Source organism: Bartonella sp. MM73XJBT.G, from assembly GCF_028618435.1.
Taxonomy (GTDB): Bacteria; Pseudomonadota; Alphaproteobacteria; order Rhizobiales; family Rhizobiaceae; genus Bartonella.
In genome coordinates, this window is the sequence record NZ_JAQISW010000012.1 from 1 (window position 1) to 17,824 (window position 17,824).

The 17,824-nt window shown below is 37.2% G+C and carries 14 protein-coding genes; 4 read left to right on the top strand and 10 right to left on the bottom strand.

The genetic code is table 11. The annotated features are described in order from the left end of the window. The 7 genes from PVV59_RS06810 to PVV59_RS06840 form a co-directional block, all read right to left on the bottom strand. Positions 1 to 858: ABC transporter substrate-binding protein (locus PVV59_RS06810; RefSeq protein ID WP_273755408.1), on the bottom strand; the 858-nt coding region annotated here is incomplete at its 3' end. A gap of 1,212 nt (positions 859 to 2,070) precedes the next feature. Continuing rightward, positions 2,071 to 2,697, bottom strand: coding sequence for a DNA-3-methyladenine glycosylase I (locus PVV59_RS06815; RefSeq protein ID WP_273755453.1), 627 nt, complete (start codon positions 2,695 to 2,697; stop codon positions 2,071 to 2,073). After that, positions 2,675 to 4,105 carry an exodeoxyribonuclease VII large subunit gene (xseA, locus tag PVV59_RS06820; RefSeq protein ID WP_273755409.1) on the bottom strand — a complete coding sequence of 477 codons (1,431 nt, stop codon included), beginning with the start codon at positions 4,103 to 4,105 and terminating at the stop codon, positions 2,675 to 2,677. The genes PVV59_RS06815 and xseA overlap by 23 nt, the downstream gene beginning before the upstream one ends. 398 nt (positions 4,106 to 4,503) lie before the next feature. After that, a complete protein-coding gene (locus PVV59_RS06825) occupies positions 4,504 to 6,135 on the bottom strand; it encodes an ABC transporter substrate-binding protein (RefSeq protein WP_273755410.1) in 1,632 nt (543 codons plus the stop codon). Positions 6,136 to 7,058: 923 nt separating this feature from the next. After that, entirely contained in the window at positions 7,059 to 8,690 is a 1,632-nt protein-coding gene (locus PVV59_RS06830) for an ABC transporter substrate-binding protein (RefSeq protein ID WP_273755411.1), read from the bottom strand. A gap of 895 nt (positions 8,691 to 9,585) precedes the next feature. Continuing rightward, positions 9,586 to 11,211 (bottom strand): ABC transporter substrate-binding protein, encoded by a 1,626-nt coding sequence (locus PVV59_RS06835; RefSeq protein WP_273755412.1) that lies wholly within the window; start codon positions 11,209 to 11,211, stop codon positions 9,586 to 9,588. 145 nt (positions 11,212 to 11,356) lie between these two features. Next, the gene (locus PVV59_RS06840) at positions 11,357 to 11,704 is read right to left on the bottom strand and encodes a hypothetical protein (RefSeq protein WP_273755413.1); all 348 of its coding nucleotides are present in this window, start codon (positions 11,702 to 11,704) and stop codon (positions 11,357 to 11,359) included. Between the two features lie 605 nt (positions 11,705 to 12,309). Between PVV59_RS06840 and PVV59_RS06845 the strand changes: the two genes are divergently transcribed. Continuing rightward, on the top strand, positions 12,310 to 12,591 hold the full coding sequence (locus PVV59_RS06845; RefSeq protein ID WP_273755414.1) for a DUF6460 domain-containing protein: 282 nt from the start codon (positions 12,310 to 12,312) through the stop codon (positions 12,589 to 12,591). Positions 12,592 to 12,614: 23 nt separating this feature from the next. On the opposite strand, the gene PVV59_RS06850 is transcribed toward PVV59_RS06845, so the two are convergent. From PVV59_RS06850 to PVV59_RS06860, 3 genes are all read right to left on the bottom strand, one after another. Next, on the bottom strand, positions 12,615 to 13,424 hold the full coding sequence (locus PVV59_RS06850; protein ID WP_273755415.1) for a TIGR02186 family protein: 810 nt from the start codon (positions 13,422 to 13,424) through the stop codon (positions 12,615 to 12,617). Positions 13,425 to 13,426: 2 nt separating this feature from the next. Beyond that, a complete protein-coding gene (locus PVV59_RS06855) occupies positions 13,427 to 14,353 on the bottom strand; it encodes a sulfite exporter TauE/SafE family protein (protein WP_273755416.1) in 927 nt (308 codons plus the stop codon). 180 nt (positions 14,354 to 14,533) lie between these two features. Then, a complete protein-coding gene (locus PVV59_RS06860; protein WP_273755417.1) occupies positions 14,534 to 15,406 on the bottom strand; it encodes a hypothetical protein in 873 nt (290 codons plus the stop codon). 538 nt (positions 15,407 to 15,944) lie between these two features. Here PVV59_RS06860 and PVV59_RS06865 point away from each other — a divergent pair. From PVV59_RS06865 to PVV59_RS06875, 3 genes are read left to right on the top strand one after another with little or no spacing between them, the layout of a single operon-like run. Next, the gene (locus PVV59_RS06865; RefSeq protein ID WP_273755418.1) at positions 15,945 to 16,691 is read left to right on the top strand and encodes an electron transfer flavoprotein subunit beta/FixA family protein; all 747 of its coding nucleotides are present in this window, start codon (positions 15,945 to 15,947) and stop codon (positions 16,689 to 16,691) included. Between the two features lie 47 nt (positions 16,692 to 16,738). Beyond that, positions 16,739 to 17,659, top strand: a complete 921-nt coding sequence (locus PVV59_RS06870; RefSeq protein ID WP_273755419.1) for an electron transfer flavoprotein subunit alpha/FixB family protein — start codon at positions 16,739 to 16,741, stop codon at positions 17,657 to 17,659. 3 nt (positions 17,660 to 17,662) lie between these two features. Then, on the top strand, positions 17,663 to 17,824 hold the full coding sequence (locus PVV59_RS06875) for a hypothetical protein (RefSeq protein ID WP_273755420.1): 162 nt from the start codon (positions 17,663 to 17,665) through the stop codon (positions 17,822 to 17,824).

Genomic DNA, 17,824 nt, shown 5'->3' on the forward strand with positions numbered 1-17,824 from the left:
TTTAACATCTGTTGTTTTTTGTAGATCTGCAAGATCTTCAGGGGTCAAATTACGAGCAACGTCAATATCATGTTTTTGCAACAATAAACGTTGTGTTCCGGGTTCTGCAACATGACGAATGAGTATCTGCTTCAATTTTGGTGCATCTCCCCAATAATGAGAGCTTGCACGCAACAAAAGAGCTTCTCCAGGGCGCCAACTTTTTAACTGATAAGGACCAACACAAGCAGCATGTGTTTTCAAATATTGATTGCCCAGATCGCCATTTTTTTCATGCTTCATAATGGTCTCACGATCAAGCAAAGCCGTCGCACGACTCGCAACAACATTATTAAGAATAAGCTCTGCAGGATAAGGCTTATCAAATTTCATCACCACCGTTTTTTCATCAGGCGCTTGCAAAGCATCATCAATATTTTTCTCTGTAATGCCATATTCATTAAAAATCGCCGCATTACCCATTTTCAATTTGACAAGCCGCTTCATCCCCCAAACAAGATCATTAGCGTTGGCTGCTCTACCATCATTAAACTTCAAACCATCACGCAAATGAAAAGTAATGACCGTACTGTGATCATCTCCAGAAATATCCCAGTGTGTTGCTAAAGATGGGACTATTTTCGTTGGATCATCTGTCGCAGTACTGACCAAGTTATCACAAACATTTCCAATAATTTCACTTCCATAAACATCTGTGAATTGTGCGGGGTCAAACGTACTGATTGCATCGAGATTCCAAGCCATCACAAGGGTATTCGCCGGCGTTTTTGCTGAAACTTGTTGTACCAACATTCCCAGTGACATAAAAGCAGAAACAAGAGAGCTGCTTCTTTTCAAGATTTTTCTTTTCAAGTTCATAAATTTTCCCCTTTATTTTTTTATCAATGAATGACAATGAAATGATATGCAAATTTATAATTATAAAGATTGAAACAAATATTTTCCCATCACCTATACAGAGTTGCCTACTTTAAAGTTTCATCCACTTTATAACTTCATTGACTGACAGTCTCAATCAAACGATAGCAAACATAGAATGCATTTTTTGCTAACCATTATCACATTCTTTTCGTAATATCTCTTTGCACGCGACAATAAGCTCTATCCCCCTAATTTATCATAAAAACAAAATTTACTATACAATTTGCCCCAAATACATAACAAATATACATCATTCTAAACTTTAATTTGCATCATTGCTTTGCTGTTATAAAAATAGAATAACAAACAACATGCTGTAATAAAATGTTTAATTCCAAACAGCAACATATAGAGACTTAACGAAGCAATGGAGTAAATACCCGTCTGTTTGAGCTTAAGTATGCTTCCCAAAACTGGAGCTCATACGCACAACAAACCCCCTCTCTAATGGTAGGAAGTTATCAGATAAAAAAAACGAACACAAGTAGCTTGAGTTATTTAATGTCAATTTTTCATCGCGGCATTTTATTTTGTATTATCTAGGCTGGTCTTGAGCAATCGATCACCACACAAATAAACGAACGATCATACAACCCAAGCAAAGTATAGCAATGTAACAACAGCACCCATCTAACAACCACTTTCATTCATCAATAAACATGAATAAAATACCTTTTTTCTAAGCCATTTCAAATGCCAAGCGTTATCGCAATATTTTAGAGTTGGCAAAATGTGTGTGATGCTACCGGCTCATTCTTTCATAAGCGTAAGATAGTGATGCTCAATAACTTCACTGTTATACCATTCACCAAGACCGTCAAAAAATGAGCTTAGGAGCGGAATATTTTTAAAGAAAGCACGTGAATTAGAAACCCAATGACATCCTTGCTTTATATATAAAATATCACCCTTATCTAACTCCAAATACAGAATAGTTAAGATATTATTCTTTTTTGCATTTGTTTCCTCATTCTCAAAACTATACTTTTATCGTTTTGATGACCAGCAACAATTAAAAAGAATCATTACTATTGTATCATTTGCATGTTTCAGTTATCTTATATAATTGAGTTTTGTAATCACACATTTATGAAACAATTCAATGGTTATCCTATCGATCACAGCTCTTATGTCAGAAATTTTACCAATTTATCGACAAAAACACCCTTCAAGATGATCATTGACAATCCCTACAGACTGCATAAAGGCATAACAAATCGTGGGACCAACAAACGTCCAGCCGCGCTTCTTTAAATCTTGAGAAAGGCGAAGAGAAGCTGGAGTGATGGGATTTTCCAACAATGTTTGAAAATCTATCTTTTCATAACGCTCCGATTGTGGAGGTTGAAAAGACCAGAAATAGTGAGATAAGCTTCCCCACTCGGTTATAATTTCCTGTGCTCTCAAGGCATTATTAAGCACTGATCGAATTTTTCCTTGATGACGAACAATGCCTTTATTCTGCATCAACGTTTGTACCTTTAGCGCGTTATAATGACTGATTTTTTCAAAATTAAAGTAATCAAATGCCTCTCGAAAAGAAGAACGTTTTTTTAAAATCGTAAACCAAGAAAGCCCCGCTTGGAAACCTTCAAGACAAATTTTTTCAAACAAAGGGATATCCTTAAAAACAGGTTTTCCCCATTCGTTATCATGATAAGCACAATAAAGTGGATCCGTTCCTGCCCATGCGCAACGAACTTTTCCATCCCTCCCCTTAAGAAGTCCTTCATCAAGCACCACATTTACCATATTAAAAAAGCGTTCCTTGGTCATCACTTGGCGATTTTATCTTCTTGTGTTTTGAACGTGTCGGGGAAACAGGCTCTTGTGTTGCAACACAGATATCTCCATCAAAAAAGCGTAAATTTATTTGTCCATTTTCAGGAAACTGTGCCAACCGTTTAATAGGCTTATGATCTTGCCCCAAAGCCAAAACAAAACCACGCTCTAAAATATTCTGATAAGAAGTACTTTTTAAAAGCCTACATGCCAACTCTAACGCCGCGTGTTGTTTTTCTACACTGCGCACAAAAGCACGATGAAGGCGTGCCGTATATTCCTTTGTATGGCGATGTGCTTTTTCACTATTTAATAAACGGGGCGAAAGACGGAGATGAAGGGCATGAAAAGAAAAACGTTTTTTATCATAACTCACACAAAGAGCACGCTGTAACCGACTTGAAATTTCATCAAAACCACGCCGCGGTAGAGCAAACAATTGGTCGACAGTAGGAAGACCTCGTCTAGCTGCACGCAGCTTTTGTTCATGAAAATCAAAAGAACGCGCAAGTCCTTTACGCAAACGTGCCCCAAGTGACGCAACACTCACTTCAAGATCAAGCTTAACAGGAACAGCCTTTTCTGCGGCTCCTGTAGGGGTTGGCGCACGCCAATCAGCGACATAATCAATCAAAGTCCAGTCTGTTTCATGCCCAACAGCAGAAATAACGGGAAGGTCAGAACCATAAACAGCACGAACAACAGCTTCATCATTAAACCCCCACAAATCTTCTAAACTTCCCCCTCCCCGTGCAACAATAAGCAGATCAGGTTTTGGAACTGGTCCTCCTAAAGTAAGCGCATTAAAACCTTCAACAGCAGCAGCCACTTCACTCCCACTTGTTTCCCCTTGAACACGGACAGGCCAAACCAAAATATGCAACGGAAAACGATCAGATATACGATGAATAATATCGCGAATAACAGCCCCCGTTGGTGATGTTACAACACCTATAACTCGAGGCATATAAGGCAAAGGCTTTTTTTTTGCTTCATCAAATAAGCCTTCTTCTGCAAATTTTTTCTTACGATTTTCAAGAAGAGTCATCAAAGCACCAACCCCTGTTGGTTCAAGAGCCTCAATGACAATTTGATATTTCGATGACCCTGGATAAGTCGTAAGCTTACCGACAGCAACAACTTCCATCCCTTCTTCAGGAGGGAATTTGAGCTTTTCCATAAACCCGCGCCAAATAACAGCTTCCAACCGCGCTTTATCATCTTTTAAGGAAAAATAAGCATGTCCCGAAGCATGAGCACCGCGGTAACCCGAGATCTCCCCACGTACCCGTACGTACCCAAACTTTTCTTCCACAACACGCTTTAAAGCACCTGCTATTTCGGAAACAGTAAATTCTGCAACATTCGTTGCAGTTGTATTTTCACCAAATAAACCTACCATTCTTCAATTCTTTACGCCTATTTTGTGGTTCTTTTCAAAACAATGCATCTTTAATTTTTTAACTTATCGCTTCACCCCATATCCGTGGTAGCAATAAGAAAACAACCTCTATCCTTAGTCTCAAACTGATGACTAAAATCATCAAGGTTTTTAATATACTGATTATTTCATCCAAAATTTTATCAACGACAGTGAAAATATTCAATCTCAACATCCATAAAAATTTAATGAGAAAAAAATATCTTTCTAAAAGAGCTATATCTTGAGAAAGCCTTCCCTATACAACAGATCGATTTGTTAGCGATAAACTTCAACGTTTTGCAAAAATTTTAAATCCTATGCAAAACGTCGAAGATATCGTGATCGTATTTTTATAAGTTATAACATTGAAAATAGGTTTATTTTTCAACGGAAGCATAAAAAATACGTGGTGCACCATTCCACACCCATTTTTTCACATCAGGTGTCATAGCAACAATGTTATATGTCTGATAGATAAAAGCATAGGGACCTTTTTGCATGAAGTCACGCTGCAAATCAGCATACATTTGCGCCCGCTTCTGTGGATCTTTTTGAAAGAGGGCATCTTTCACCTTCTTATTCATATCTTCACTCAAATAGCCATGGCACCAACTAGGATAGCCTGTGTTTTTAGCCTCAAACCGATTATCAGGGTTTAAAATAAAACGTGCAGCCATTGTATGAGGATCAGAAGAAGAATTATTCCATCCTATAAAAATTGTATCAAAGCTGCGGGCATAAAGTTTTGAAAACAACTGCGTACCGATAAAATGTTCAATCTTAAAGCGCACACCTACCTTTTTTGCATTGTCTTGAATAGACTGAGCAATAGGCAAAGCAAAAGGATAAGGAGATTTTCCAGCAAAAATATTAGCCTCAAAACCATTCGGATACCCTGCCTCTGTTAAAAGCTGCTTAGCTTTTTTAAGATCAAGTTTAAAGGATTGCCCTTCTTTTTCATCCAAAGCTCCAAAATTACCAAGAGGAATAAAGCTTGCCCGTGGGATACCAACATCTTTAAGAAGAGTCTTTCCCAAAGTGTCATAATCGATAAGATAGCGCATCGCCAAACGTACTTTTTCATTTGCAAAAATAGGATTTGTCACATTGAATCCCCAGACAATCAGAGATGGAGCTAATATTTTTTCAACCTTAATATCTGTTGTTGATTGAAGATCAGCTATATCTTCTGGTGTCAAATTACGAGCCACATCAATATCGTGTTTTTCCAACAATAAACGTTGTGTTCCAGGCTCTGCAATATGACGAATTAAGATTTTCTTTAATTTGGGTACCTCTCCCCAATAATGGGAACTTGCCCGCAATAAAATTCCTTCTCCAGGACGCCAACTTTCTAACTGATAAGGACCAACACAAGCAGCATGATTAGCCAAATAGCGATTACCCATATCACCATCTTGTTCGTGTTTCATCAGTGTCTCACGATCAAGCAAAGCAACAGTACGATTAGTGGAAATATTGCTCAGAATAAGCTCTGCTGGATAAGGTTTATCAAATTTCATCACTACCGTTTTCTCATCGGGTGCTTGAAAAGCCTCATCAATATTTTGTTCTGTGATACCATATTCATTAAAAGTTGCTGCATTAGACAGCTTCAATTTGACAACTCGCCTCATCCCCCAAACAAGATCACGAGCACCAGCAGGCCGACCATCATTAAACTTCAAATCATCGCGTAGATGAAAAGTAATCACCGTACTCTGGTCATCGCTTGCAACATCCCAACTCTTTGCCAAAGAAGGAACAATTTTACTTCCATCATTTTTAGCAGAATCGACTAAATTATCACAAACATTGACAACAATTTCAGCACCATACCGATCATTGAGCTGCGCAGGATCAAAATTACTAATTGCATCAAGATCCCAAGCCATCACCAGGGTATCGGCCGGTGTTTTTGCTGAAACTGGTTGCACCAACATCCCAAAAGCAATAATTACAGAAGCAAAAGGACTGCTCCCTTTTAATATTTTTCTCTTTAAGCTCATAGATTTTTCCCTTTAAAGTTTATTATATAAATTCCTCACGCAATAAAAACGTGCAAAAATAAAAAGATCAGGCTTTTAAAACACAGCTCCTCAAGACAAAATATCAAACCTTTAAACAGCAAGAACCACCGCTTGAGAGCGATATTGGTAGGCTAAAACAAAAGAGACAACGGAAAATGATCTGATAAACGATGCATGATACCACAAATGACAGCATCTATTGGCGATGTCACAACACCTGTAACTTTGAAGATACAAGCCAAAGATCTTCTTTATCGCATCAAACAGAACTTCTGCTTTAAAAATCTTTTTGTGATTTTCCCAAAATAGCCTTCAGAGCACTGACTTCGGTTGTTTTAAAACCTCAATCACCCTTTGATACTTTGATAATCCTCACAAGCATAGTTTCCCCAACAATGGCCACTCTTCTCCTTCCTCACAAGAAAATTTGAGCTTCCATGACCCCATACACAAAGGATAATCCCTGGGCGATCTCCAGCATTTCATCATTTTTTAAGGAAAGATGGTAAATTTGAAGCATTCGCTCCACAATAACCTCATATTCCCCCAATGCACCTGCACATAACCCAATTTCTTCTCAACAGCACATTTTAAGGTCCCCGCTTTTTCTAAAAAATACTAAATTCTTCTTATATTCAGTATGCCCGTTTCTTGGACAAATAAATTTATTATTTTTTACTTCACTTAAGATTGAAATTTCCAATCCTAATACTTATGTATAGGACTTTTCATAAAATGCATAGCCCTTCTTTTAAAAAGAGTATGTTAAAATTATTCTGTAATGTATTTTAAATGCATTTTACCGATAAACTTCGATATTTTGTAAAGCTTTTAAACCCTGCACAAAACATCGAAGATATCGTCATTACATTCATCGTTATGTTACAACATTTAAAACGTGTTTATTTTTCAATGGCATTATAAAAAATACGTGGTGCACTATTCCACACCCATTTTTTAACATCAGGTGTCATAGCGATAATGCTATATGTCTGATAGATAAAGGCAAAAGGTCCTTTTTGCATAAATTCACGCTGTAAGTCAGCATACATTTGTGCCCGTTTCTGTGGATCTTTTTCAAACAAGGCTTCCCTTACCTTTTTATTCATATCTTCATCAAAATACCCAAGGCACCAACTAAGGTAACCCGTATTTTTAGCTTCAAACCGATTATCGGGATTAAAAATAAGGCGTGAAGCCATTGTATGAGGATCCGCAGAATCGTTATTCCATCCAACAAAAATTGTATCAAAACTGCGTGCATAAAGTTTTGAAAACAACTGCGTCCCCACAAAATGTTCAATCTTAAAGCGCACACCTACCTTTTTTGCATTGTCTTGAATAGACTGAGCAATAGGCAAAGCAAAAGGATAGGGAGAAGTCCCTGCATAAATATTAGCCTCAAAACCATTCGGATAACCTGCTTCCGTTAAAAGCTGCTTAGCTTTTTGAAGATCAAGTTTAAAGGGTTGCCCTTCTTTTTCATCCAATGCCCCAAGATTCCCAATGGGAATAAAGCTTGCCCGCGGAATACCAACATCTTTAAGAAGAGTCTTTCCTAAAGTATCATAATCGATAAGATAGCGCATCGCTAAACGTACTTTTTCATTGGCAAAAATGGGGTTTGTTGCATTGAAGCCCCATATTATCATGGACGGTGCCAACACTTTTTCGGCTTTAATATCTGTTGTTGCTTGAAGATCGGTTATATCCTCTGGCGTTACATTACGGGCCACATCAATATCGTGTTTTTCCAACAACAAACGTTGTGTACCAGGCTCTGCAATATGACGAATGAGAATTTGCTTCAACTTGGGTGCCTTTCCCCAATAATGAGAGCTTGCCCGCAACAAAATCGCATCTCCAGAGCGCCAGTTCACTAACTGATAAGGACCAACACAAGCCGCATGACTTGCCAAATAGCGATTTCCCATATCACCATCTTGTTCATGTTTCATAATTGTCTCACGATCAAGCAAAGCAGCAAGACGAAGCGTAACCATATGGCTAAGGATAAGCTGTGCTGGATAAAGCTTATCAAATTTCATCACCACGGTCTTATCATCTGGGGCTTGAAGAGTAGAATCAACATTTTGTTCTGTAATTCCATACTCGTTAAACATTGCCGCTGCAGACAATTTTAACTTAACAATCCGCTTCATACTCCAAACAAGATCATGGGCACCAGCAGGACGACCATCATTAAATTTCAGACCATCACGCAGATGAAAAGTAAGTACCGTCCCTTTGCCATCATCCGAAACATCCCAACTTTTTGCCAAAGAAGGAACAACTTTAGCAGCATCATCTGTTGCAGAATCGATCAAATTATCACAAATATTGCCAATAATTTCATTGCCATAACGTTCATTGATCTGCGCAGGATCAAAAGTCTCAATTGAATCAAGATTTAAAGCCATTACAAGGGTATCAGCCGGTGTTTTTGCTGAAACTGGTTGTACAGCCATCCCCAAAGCTATAAGAGCAGAAACAAAAGGACTGCTCTCTTTTAATATTTTTCTTTTTAAATTCATAGATTTCTTCCTTTAAAGTTTATTATATAAATTTTCCACATTGCAAAAACACGCAAAATAATAACAAAATAATAAAATGGAACGAGCCATAAGCACCGAAAGATAAAGCTTTAAAACCTTTCCCCAAAAAACTCTTGTTCATCATTCCTCTTGTCCATACTTGTAAACCAAACCATACAAAAGAAAATACACTGATATACGATGAAACCCCACCAATAACAGAGCCATTCATGATCTCTTAATGTCTACGATTGAAGTCTATAAGACTAAGATTCCTTTCCTCTCTTACTGAGAAAGGTTGTCTCTTCTAACATTTTTGAATATCATCAAAGTATCCCCTCTTAGCTCAAATCCCTTAATAAAAAAGAGCTTTCATAAGAATTTGAAACTTCGGTAAAACAGGAAAAATCGTTAATTTGCTAAGCACAACGACTTTTATTTCTTCTTCAAGCTTTTGCTTCACGTACTGTAAAACAATACCTTCCAATTGTCATCTCATCATCTTTCAAAGCAAAGAAAAGACGGACACCATAAAAAACTAATATTCCACACCCTCCCAATATACTTCCATAAAGATTTTTTTCTTCAACATGTAAATCCTTTTATTCTTTAGCAATATTAAATTATTCAACATTGGTTGCACTGATTTTTTCAGCAAATAATCAGCAAATAAATTGCCCCTTTTCAATTCAGAGAAGTTGAAATGTTCAGTCTTAATATCCACACAAACATATCCTCAATGAGAAAAACTCTTCGAATGTCTTGAAAAGATATTCAACAACATACCCACCCATCATCCATAAATTCGACGTATTGTAAAACTCGAAAACTTATGCAAAACGCCGAATATACCATGATAATACTCTTTATTTATTTGAGAGCATTGAAGAGATACCTATTTTTCAATTTTATTATAAAAAATTTGTGGAGCACTATTCCAAACCCATTTTTTGACATCAGGTGTCATCGCGATAACACTATATTTCTGATAGATAAACGCATAAGGGCCTTTTTGCATCAATTCACGTTGTAAATCAGCATAGAGTTGTGCCCGTTTTTGTGGATCTTTTTGAAATAAAGCCTCTTCAACTTTTTGATTCATCTCTGCATCAAAATACCCATGCGTCCAACTAGGATAGGCTGTATTTTTTGCCTCAAACCGATTATCCGGATTATAAACAAGACGTGAAGCCATTGTATGAGGATCCGTAGATCCGCTATTCCATCCGATAAAAGTTGTATCAAAAGCTCGGGCATCTACCTTTGAAAACAACTGTGTCCCTGCCACACGTTCAATTTTAAGATGCACCCCCGCCTGTGCAGTACTATCTTGCAGAGACTGAGCAAGAGCTAAAGTATAAGGAGTATTTGAGACGAGAAAATTTGCTTCAAATCCATTCGGATAACCAGCTTCTGCTAAAAGTTTCTTGGCTTTTTGAATATCAAGCTTAAAGGGTTGCCCTTCTTTTTCATCCAAAGCCCCAAAGTTGCCAAGAGGAATAAAACTTGCCCGTGGAATACCAACCCCTTTGAGAAGCTTCTTACCAAAACCTTCATAGTCTATGAGATAGCGCATCGCCAAGCGTACTTTTTCTTTAGCAAAAATGGGATTTGTCATGTTGAATCCCCAGTACATCATGCTTGGAATCAATACCTTTTCCACTTTAACATCTGTTGTTTTTTGTAGATCTGCAAGATCTTCAGGGGTCAAATTACGAGCAACGTCAATATCATGTTTTTGCAACAATAAACGTTGTGTTCCGGGTTCTGCAACATGACGAATGAGTATCTGCTTCAATTTTGGTGCATCTCCCCAATAATGAGAGCTTGCACGCAACAAAAGAGCTTCTCCAGGGCGCCAACTTTTTAACTGATAAGGACCAACACAAGCAGCATGTGTTTTCAAATATTGATTGCCCAGATCGCCATTTTTTTCATGCTTCATAATGGTCTCACGATCAAGCAAAGCCGTTACTTGATTTGCAACAACATTATTAAGAATAAGCTCTGCTGGATAAGGCTTATCAAATTTCATCACCACCGTTTTTTCATCAGGCGCTTGCAAAGCATCATCAATATTTTTTTCTGTAATGCCATATTCATTAAAAGTTGCCGCATCGGCCATTTTTAATTTGACAAGCCGCTTCATCCCCCAAACAAGATCATTAGCGTTGGCTGCTCTACCATCATTAAACTTCAAACCATCACGCAAATGAAAGGTAATCACCGTACTGTGATCATCCCCAGAAATATCCCAGTGTGTTGCTAAAGATGGAACTATTTTCGTTGGATCATCTGCCGCAGTACTGACCAAGTTATCACAAACATTTCCAATAATTTCACTTCCATAAACATCATTAATTTGAGCCGGATCAAACGTACTAACCGCATCGAGATTCCAAGCCATAACAAGGGTATTCGCCGGTGTTTTCGCTGCAACTTGCTGTACAACCATTCCCAGTACCATAAAAGCAGAAACAAGAGAGCTGCTTCTTTTCAAGATTTTTCTTTTCAAGTTCATAGACTTTTCCTTTTAACGTTTATTGTATCATTCCCCACGCAATAAGAACGTGTAAAATAACAAGATTAGATGAACCATAGGTTCTGAGAAACAAGGTTTAAAAATTCAAACAACACTCCTTGACTAAGCACTCTTCCTGCCACACTTATAAGCTATCCTTCCCATATGCACCGAAAAACAATTTAATATACAATAAATGGTATAACCGATAACAAAATCTACTGATGATATAGCAATGTTTGATATCACAACGTTTATCATTAAAACGATTAAGACAGAAATTTTTTCTCTCTTGTCGAGCAAACTCGTCTCTTCTTTTTTCTTCTAGCATTTTTTCCATCATCAAAGCACTCCTCCTGTTAGCGCAAGCACCTTGATAATAAAGAGCCTTAATAATAATTTGCTCTTTCAATAAAACAGAAAAATTCACCCATTTTTTAATATTAAGCACCTCTCTGCCTTCTACAAAATGAACTTTTAATTCTCCACTCAATAACAAGCGCCTCATTATATCTTATTTCAAAACAAAAAGAGCACGAGCCCCCCTGATATTCGCTCATACACTCGTAGAGCACAAAACTTTTTTCAACATCCTATTTTAATACCTCTGTTCCTTTAACAATACTCAATTCATTGCTTGTATTTCATTGCTTGTATTTTTTCAGAAAAAAATATCTTTTCAATTCACTAAGGTTGAAACATCTAAATATAATACCTATATAAGCATAGCATTAGAAGAATAGATAGTCTTTTTTAAGTAAATTTTCTTGAAATATTATTTCTATACAGGGGATAATAATAAGTTCGTTATAAAATCTTCAACGAACGAAAACTTTCGCTCTGATGCAAAATACCAAAATGTTCTAAAAACTCCCTTACAAATTATTAGAGGAAAAGGATTTTTTATCTAATAAAGGAAGTTCCATGAAAGTAGCGCGAAAAATACACTAGAGCACGCGTGTATTCCAACGATAAGCATCGACATTACACCAGTACAAAAGTGGTGAAAAAAGTGAGAAAATGTTTTTCCTTTATGATAACAATATTACTGTCCAATGATAATACAAAAAAACTCTAGAGATTCGAAAGTATATTTAAATGAGCCGAAAGAAAAAAATGTCACATTCTTTTCATGTATTTCTTAAAGAAACATTCAGCCGTGTCAGTCTAAAGTTACTTATTCTTTCATTCTTCATGGGTATTATAATGAAATTTTTTGGATGGACACCTCACAACCTCATACAGAAAATAATAGATTTTCTTCAATCTTTATGGAAAACAGGGTTTATAACACTTACAAACTTCTTCCACATAACCATGATGGGTGCTATCATTGTTGTGCCTATTTTTCTTGTCTTGCGTATTTTTCATAAAAAATAAACGCCTTAAATATCTTTCTTGCACTAATCTTTTCGAAAAATAAAACGACATAAAAATCCTGTGCTTACAGCAATAATCACCGCAACAATACCATAGAGGAAATGATGCTTGTGCGCTGCATAGAAAATTGTATAAGCAATATGCGCTTTAACAATTTCAAGAGTAGTTGTTGCACTATCAATAAACTGTCCATCACGAAAAAGATAAGCACGAGCCTTATAATGTCCAACAGGAATATTGGCAGGTAAGCGAAAATGTGCTATAAAAAGTTTATCAGAACCAAAACGAACACCACCTACTTCTTCGTAATAAAGACTTTTAGCTTTTTGCAGTTTTGTAAGTTCATCACGAAAGATTTGTACTTTTTTCTGATCTTGTTCATCTGTCTGCAATGGCAAATAGGATACCCCTAACCCCAAACGTTTATAATCTTCAATACTTGTAATATCATCAATCTCACGCGTTGTGACCATAGAGTAAAAAAGAGGAACATTTTTAAAAATAAGGGAGTCCGCATTAACCCATACACCAGCATTGCGTTTTTTTTCCCGCATGACCATTGGGCGGTTTTGTCCTTCCAAGCTTACAATAACATCATAACGGTTCTGTTGAGAATATAATGGATCAATATTTTCCAAAACACCCGCAATATAGAGATCACGACCAGCAAAATTTGCATCCACCGTAATCGTATTCGTTGTGACGATAATTTGGACAGTTTCGTGATCAATTTGATCAATGAATGCTGCTGTAGTCCCAACATGTGACCATGTAGAAAAAGAAACAAAACAAAAGCAACCTGTAATAATGCATAAAGAAAACAATTTACCCATTTTTATCTCATAAGAATATCCAGAGAGAAAAGATTATCAGGGCGTACAAATAATTGAAAAGCAAGACGCATACATACAATCAACACCAAACATGCAAGAGCCATACGCAATTGTTCAGCCTTTAACTTCCGTCCAGCCCGTGTTCCATATTGTGCACCAATACTTCCTCCAAGCATTAACAAAAAAGCCAAAACAATATCAACGGACTGATGAGTCATACTTTGCAAAATTGTCGTGAAAGAAGACACAAATGTAATCTGAAAAAGTGAAGTCCCTATCACAACACTGGTTGGAACACGCAAAAGATAAATCAATGCAGGGATCATGAAAAAACCCCCACCAATGCCCATAATAGAAGACAACAATCCCACAATAAGGCCAATCCCTAACACTGGAATAATGCTAACATAGATCATAGATGTCCGGAAACGCATTTTTAGCGGTAAGCGATGAATCCAGTTATGTCGATGCCGACCTGCAAGACGAACACTGGCTTTTCCTGCCTTACGCTTGCGCATCATATCATACCAACTTTCAACAATCATCAAGCTTCCTATACTTCCAAGAAGAATCACATAAAGAAGCGAAATCATGAGGTCTAGTTGACCTAACTTTTTCAAAACAGAAAAAATCTGAATCCCGATTAATGAACCAATCCCTCCTCCAACCGCCAAAATAATACCAAGTTTGATATCAAGAGTCCGTCGTCTAAAATGTGTAATCGCTCCCGTTACAGATGATGCAATCATCTGGTTAGCTCCTGTTCCAACAGCAATAGCAGGAGGAATATTATAAAAAATCAATAAAGGCGTGATGAGAAAACCACCCCCAATACCAAAAAGACCTGAAAAAAAACCTGCAACGACTCCCATACCAATCAAGATCAGCATATTGAGTGACATTTCAGCAATTGGCAAATAAATACTCACAGGCAGAACCTTTAAGATAATTTGAGGCTTTTAACAATTGGAGAATCTTTCTCCAACTTATCCTCTTTGTTCAATAATCTCTATTGCATGTTTAAAAGGATAATTTTAATTGCTATCGCTTTCGCACAATTTACGAATGCGCAATACACTTCACATCTATTAACATCAACAGCATAAAAGCTAAAAAAAACGCGCTCCTTTTAAAAAGCTATAAAAACATAACGTTATCGCACCCATAAATGCAACGGTTAAAAAACAAAGGACACTGTTTTTTACAAAATAAGATAAAAAAGAGACATATCTGCGAGACTGTGCTTTTAAGGCAGAAGAAAAATCATTCTCAACGCAATGATGAGATTCTGGACAATGGTTAGATGCTGGCTCCCTTATATCCTTCTCTTCTATTGCAGTATGCTCCGCTGCTCCTTCAGCCTTTTTTAAAGAAGACTTCAACGCATCACTTGGCAAAAGTGTATTCTTGGTCAAAAATGCATCACTGGGCAGAGAGTTTCTATTTTCTTGCTGTAACACATTTTCAACATTTGTTTGGAGTTGACTTATACTGTTTTGTCCTGAAAAATTTTGCGCCTTTTGAAGGAGTAAGTGTTCTTGATTTTCTTCATATTCCATATGAGCGAGTTTTTGTACAACGGAATCAGATAATTTTGAATGAGGCATCCGTCGTGTTATTGCAGCTTTTTTTAAGCTTTTTTTTTCACTCTGCAAACTTTGAACAAGGGCCTTAATCTGCTCTAAAGACTCAAAAATTCTTTTTTCCCTTTGACGGCGAATATAATGCTCAGCCAAAATGGCCCGACTAATATCATCTAAGTAAGATTTAAAATGTTCTTCGGCAACTCCCTGCTGATTCAAAGAACGGGACGAGTGTTTCATTTGCATTTGTGCATAAACAGTACGTAATTTTTGAGCAATATCCGACATTGTTACTTCCACAGGCGTATCCACTCTCCCCTTCTGCTTAATAAAAGAAGAAGGTTGATCACTCCGAACCTGATTGGCAGCCTGGTCGATCGTATGACCCTTCGTATTCACAAACGTCTACCCCTCATTAACCTTTTTGAAAAGAATCACAAGAAATGATTAGAAAGTATGCTCTATTTTAGTAAATAGAGCTTTAAGAATTCCCTCAAAATTTTTATTAGAAATATTTTTCCCACTTTTTATATAAAATATTTGTCTAATATTCATCCCAACTATTTGAAAGAAAGATCTTTAATTTTTCTGCTCTTAAGGTTTGAAGTGTCAAATCATTCCCCCATTTTTATTTTTTTGCTTCATTTTTCATCGTATAAAGTTCCTATTGCACCATCATAAACAAAGCCTATAAAACAAAAAAAGAATATTCTCCCAAGACAGATTAATTTTTTTTACTTTTTATTCAAGCAAATAAGGCAATTATAAAAATGCAAAAGAAATGACGATTGAAAATGATGATAAGAAAATACACGTAAACATAAAAAAATTATATGAAAGAGAACACAAGTTATAAATGAAGACTTCATTCTAAACAATTTGGTTTCTTATGAAGTATTGCTATAAATTTGTAATCAGATAAACAAAGAGGATCATCATGAAAATAATTGTCGCTGTTAAACGTGTTGTTGATTATAACATCAAGATACGCGTCAAGCCCGATAATACAGGCGTTGATCTGTCTCACGTAAAAATGTCTATGAATCCTTTTGACGAGATAGCCGTTGAAGAGGCAATTCGCCAAAAAGAATCTGGTAAAATTTCAGAAGTTGTTCTTGTTTCAATTGGACCAGAAGCAGCCCAAGAAACTTTACGAACAGGACTTGCCATGGGGGCTGATCGTGCACTTCTTGTCACAACAGATGAAACACTTGAACCCTTAAGCATCGCTAAGATTCTCAAAGCCATTGTTGATGAAGAAAAACCCGATATGGTCTTTTTAGGAAAACAAGCAATTGATGATGATAGCAACCAAACAGGACAAATGCTCGCCGCTCTTCTTGGTTGGGGACAGGCAACCTTTGTCTCACATCTTAACATAGAAAATGGGCATGCTACCGTTACACGTGAGGTTGATAATGGAACACAAACCCTTTGTCTTCCCCTTCCCATGGTTATGACGACCGATCTACGGCTCAATGAACCGCGTTACACCTCTCTCCCCAATATCATGAAAGCAAAAAAGAAAATCATTGAACAAAAAGCTCTTGCTGATCTTGGCATCGACACGAAAGCACGCCTCACAATTTTAAGTGTTGAAGAGCCCAAACCCCGTCAATCTGGAATTAAAGTTGCTAATGTAGCAGAGCTTGTCAGCGCACTAAAACAAAAAAACTGCATTTAATATTCTCTAAAGTAAAAGCAATACGCACATAAAAGGGTAAAAAAATTATGGCAATTCTTTTATTAGCCGATCATAATACAGAAGAAACCGCAAAAGTACTCACCGCTGCCCACGCACTTAAGAGTGATATCGATATTTTAGTTTGCGGAGAAAATATTCAAACGATAGCAGAAAAGAGTGCTAAACTTAATGGTGTGCGGCAAGTTCTTATCGCTGACGCTGATTATTTAGCCCATCAACTTGCCGAGCCTATGGCCAATACAATTGTCACACTCGCCAATGATTATGATGTGATCATGGCGCCATCCGGCAGTACTGGAAAAAATGTGATGCCGCGCGTAGCAGCCCTTCTTGATCTTATGCAAATTTCAGATATTACCGCCGTTCTTTCACCTGATACCTTCAAACGCCCCATTTATGCAGGCAATGCAATTGAAACTGTCCGCAGCCATGATCACAAAAAGATTATCACCGTTCGCACAGCCTCTTTCACACCAACACCTTTCCAAAGTAATTCTGCACCCATTAAAACAATAACACCAGCGCCCAATCCCAATCTTTCATTTTTCGTAAAAGCAGAAACCAACAAAAGTGATCGTCCTGATCTTACCTCTGCACGTATTATTATATCAGGTGGGCGGGGTCTTGGTTCACAAGAACAATTTATGTCCCTTCTTCTTCCTCTTGCAAACAAATTAAATGCGGCTTTAGGCGCCAGCCGCGCAGCAGTTGACGCAGGCTATGCTCCCAATGATTGGCAAATTGGACAAACAGGAAAAGTCGTTGCCCCTAAACTCTATATCGCTGTTGGCATTTCCGGTGCAATCCAGCATTTAGCCGGTATAATGGATGCACAAATTATTGTTGCTGTTAATAAAGATGAAGAAGCCCCCATCATGCAAATTGCCGATTACGCCCTTGTCGGAGATCTCCACCAAATTATTCCAGAATTGGAGAAAGCTTTATAAGCTATGAATGCCTCTCAGCATTCTCAACATGAAGAGATGGAATTTAACAAAGTCATTGTTCAAACAGAGCTAACACCAATAGAACTTTTTGCCATGCAAATCGTTGTTTTACCTCTTGTGGGCAATCCACACCAAACTGTTCCAGAATTGGAGAAAACTTTATAA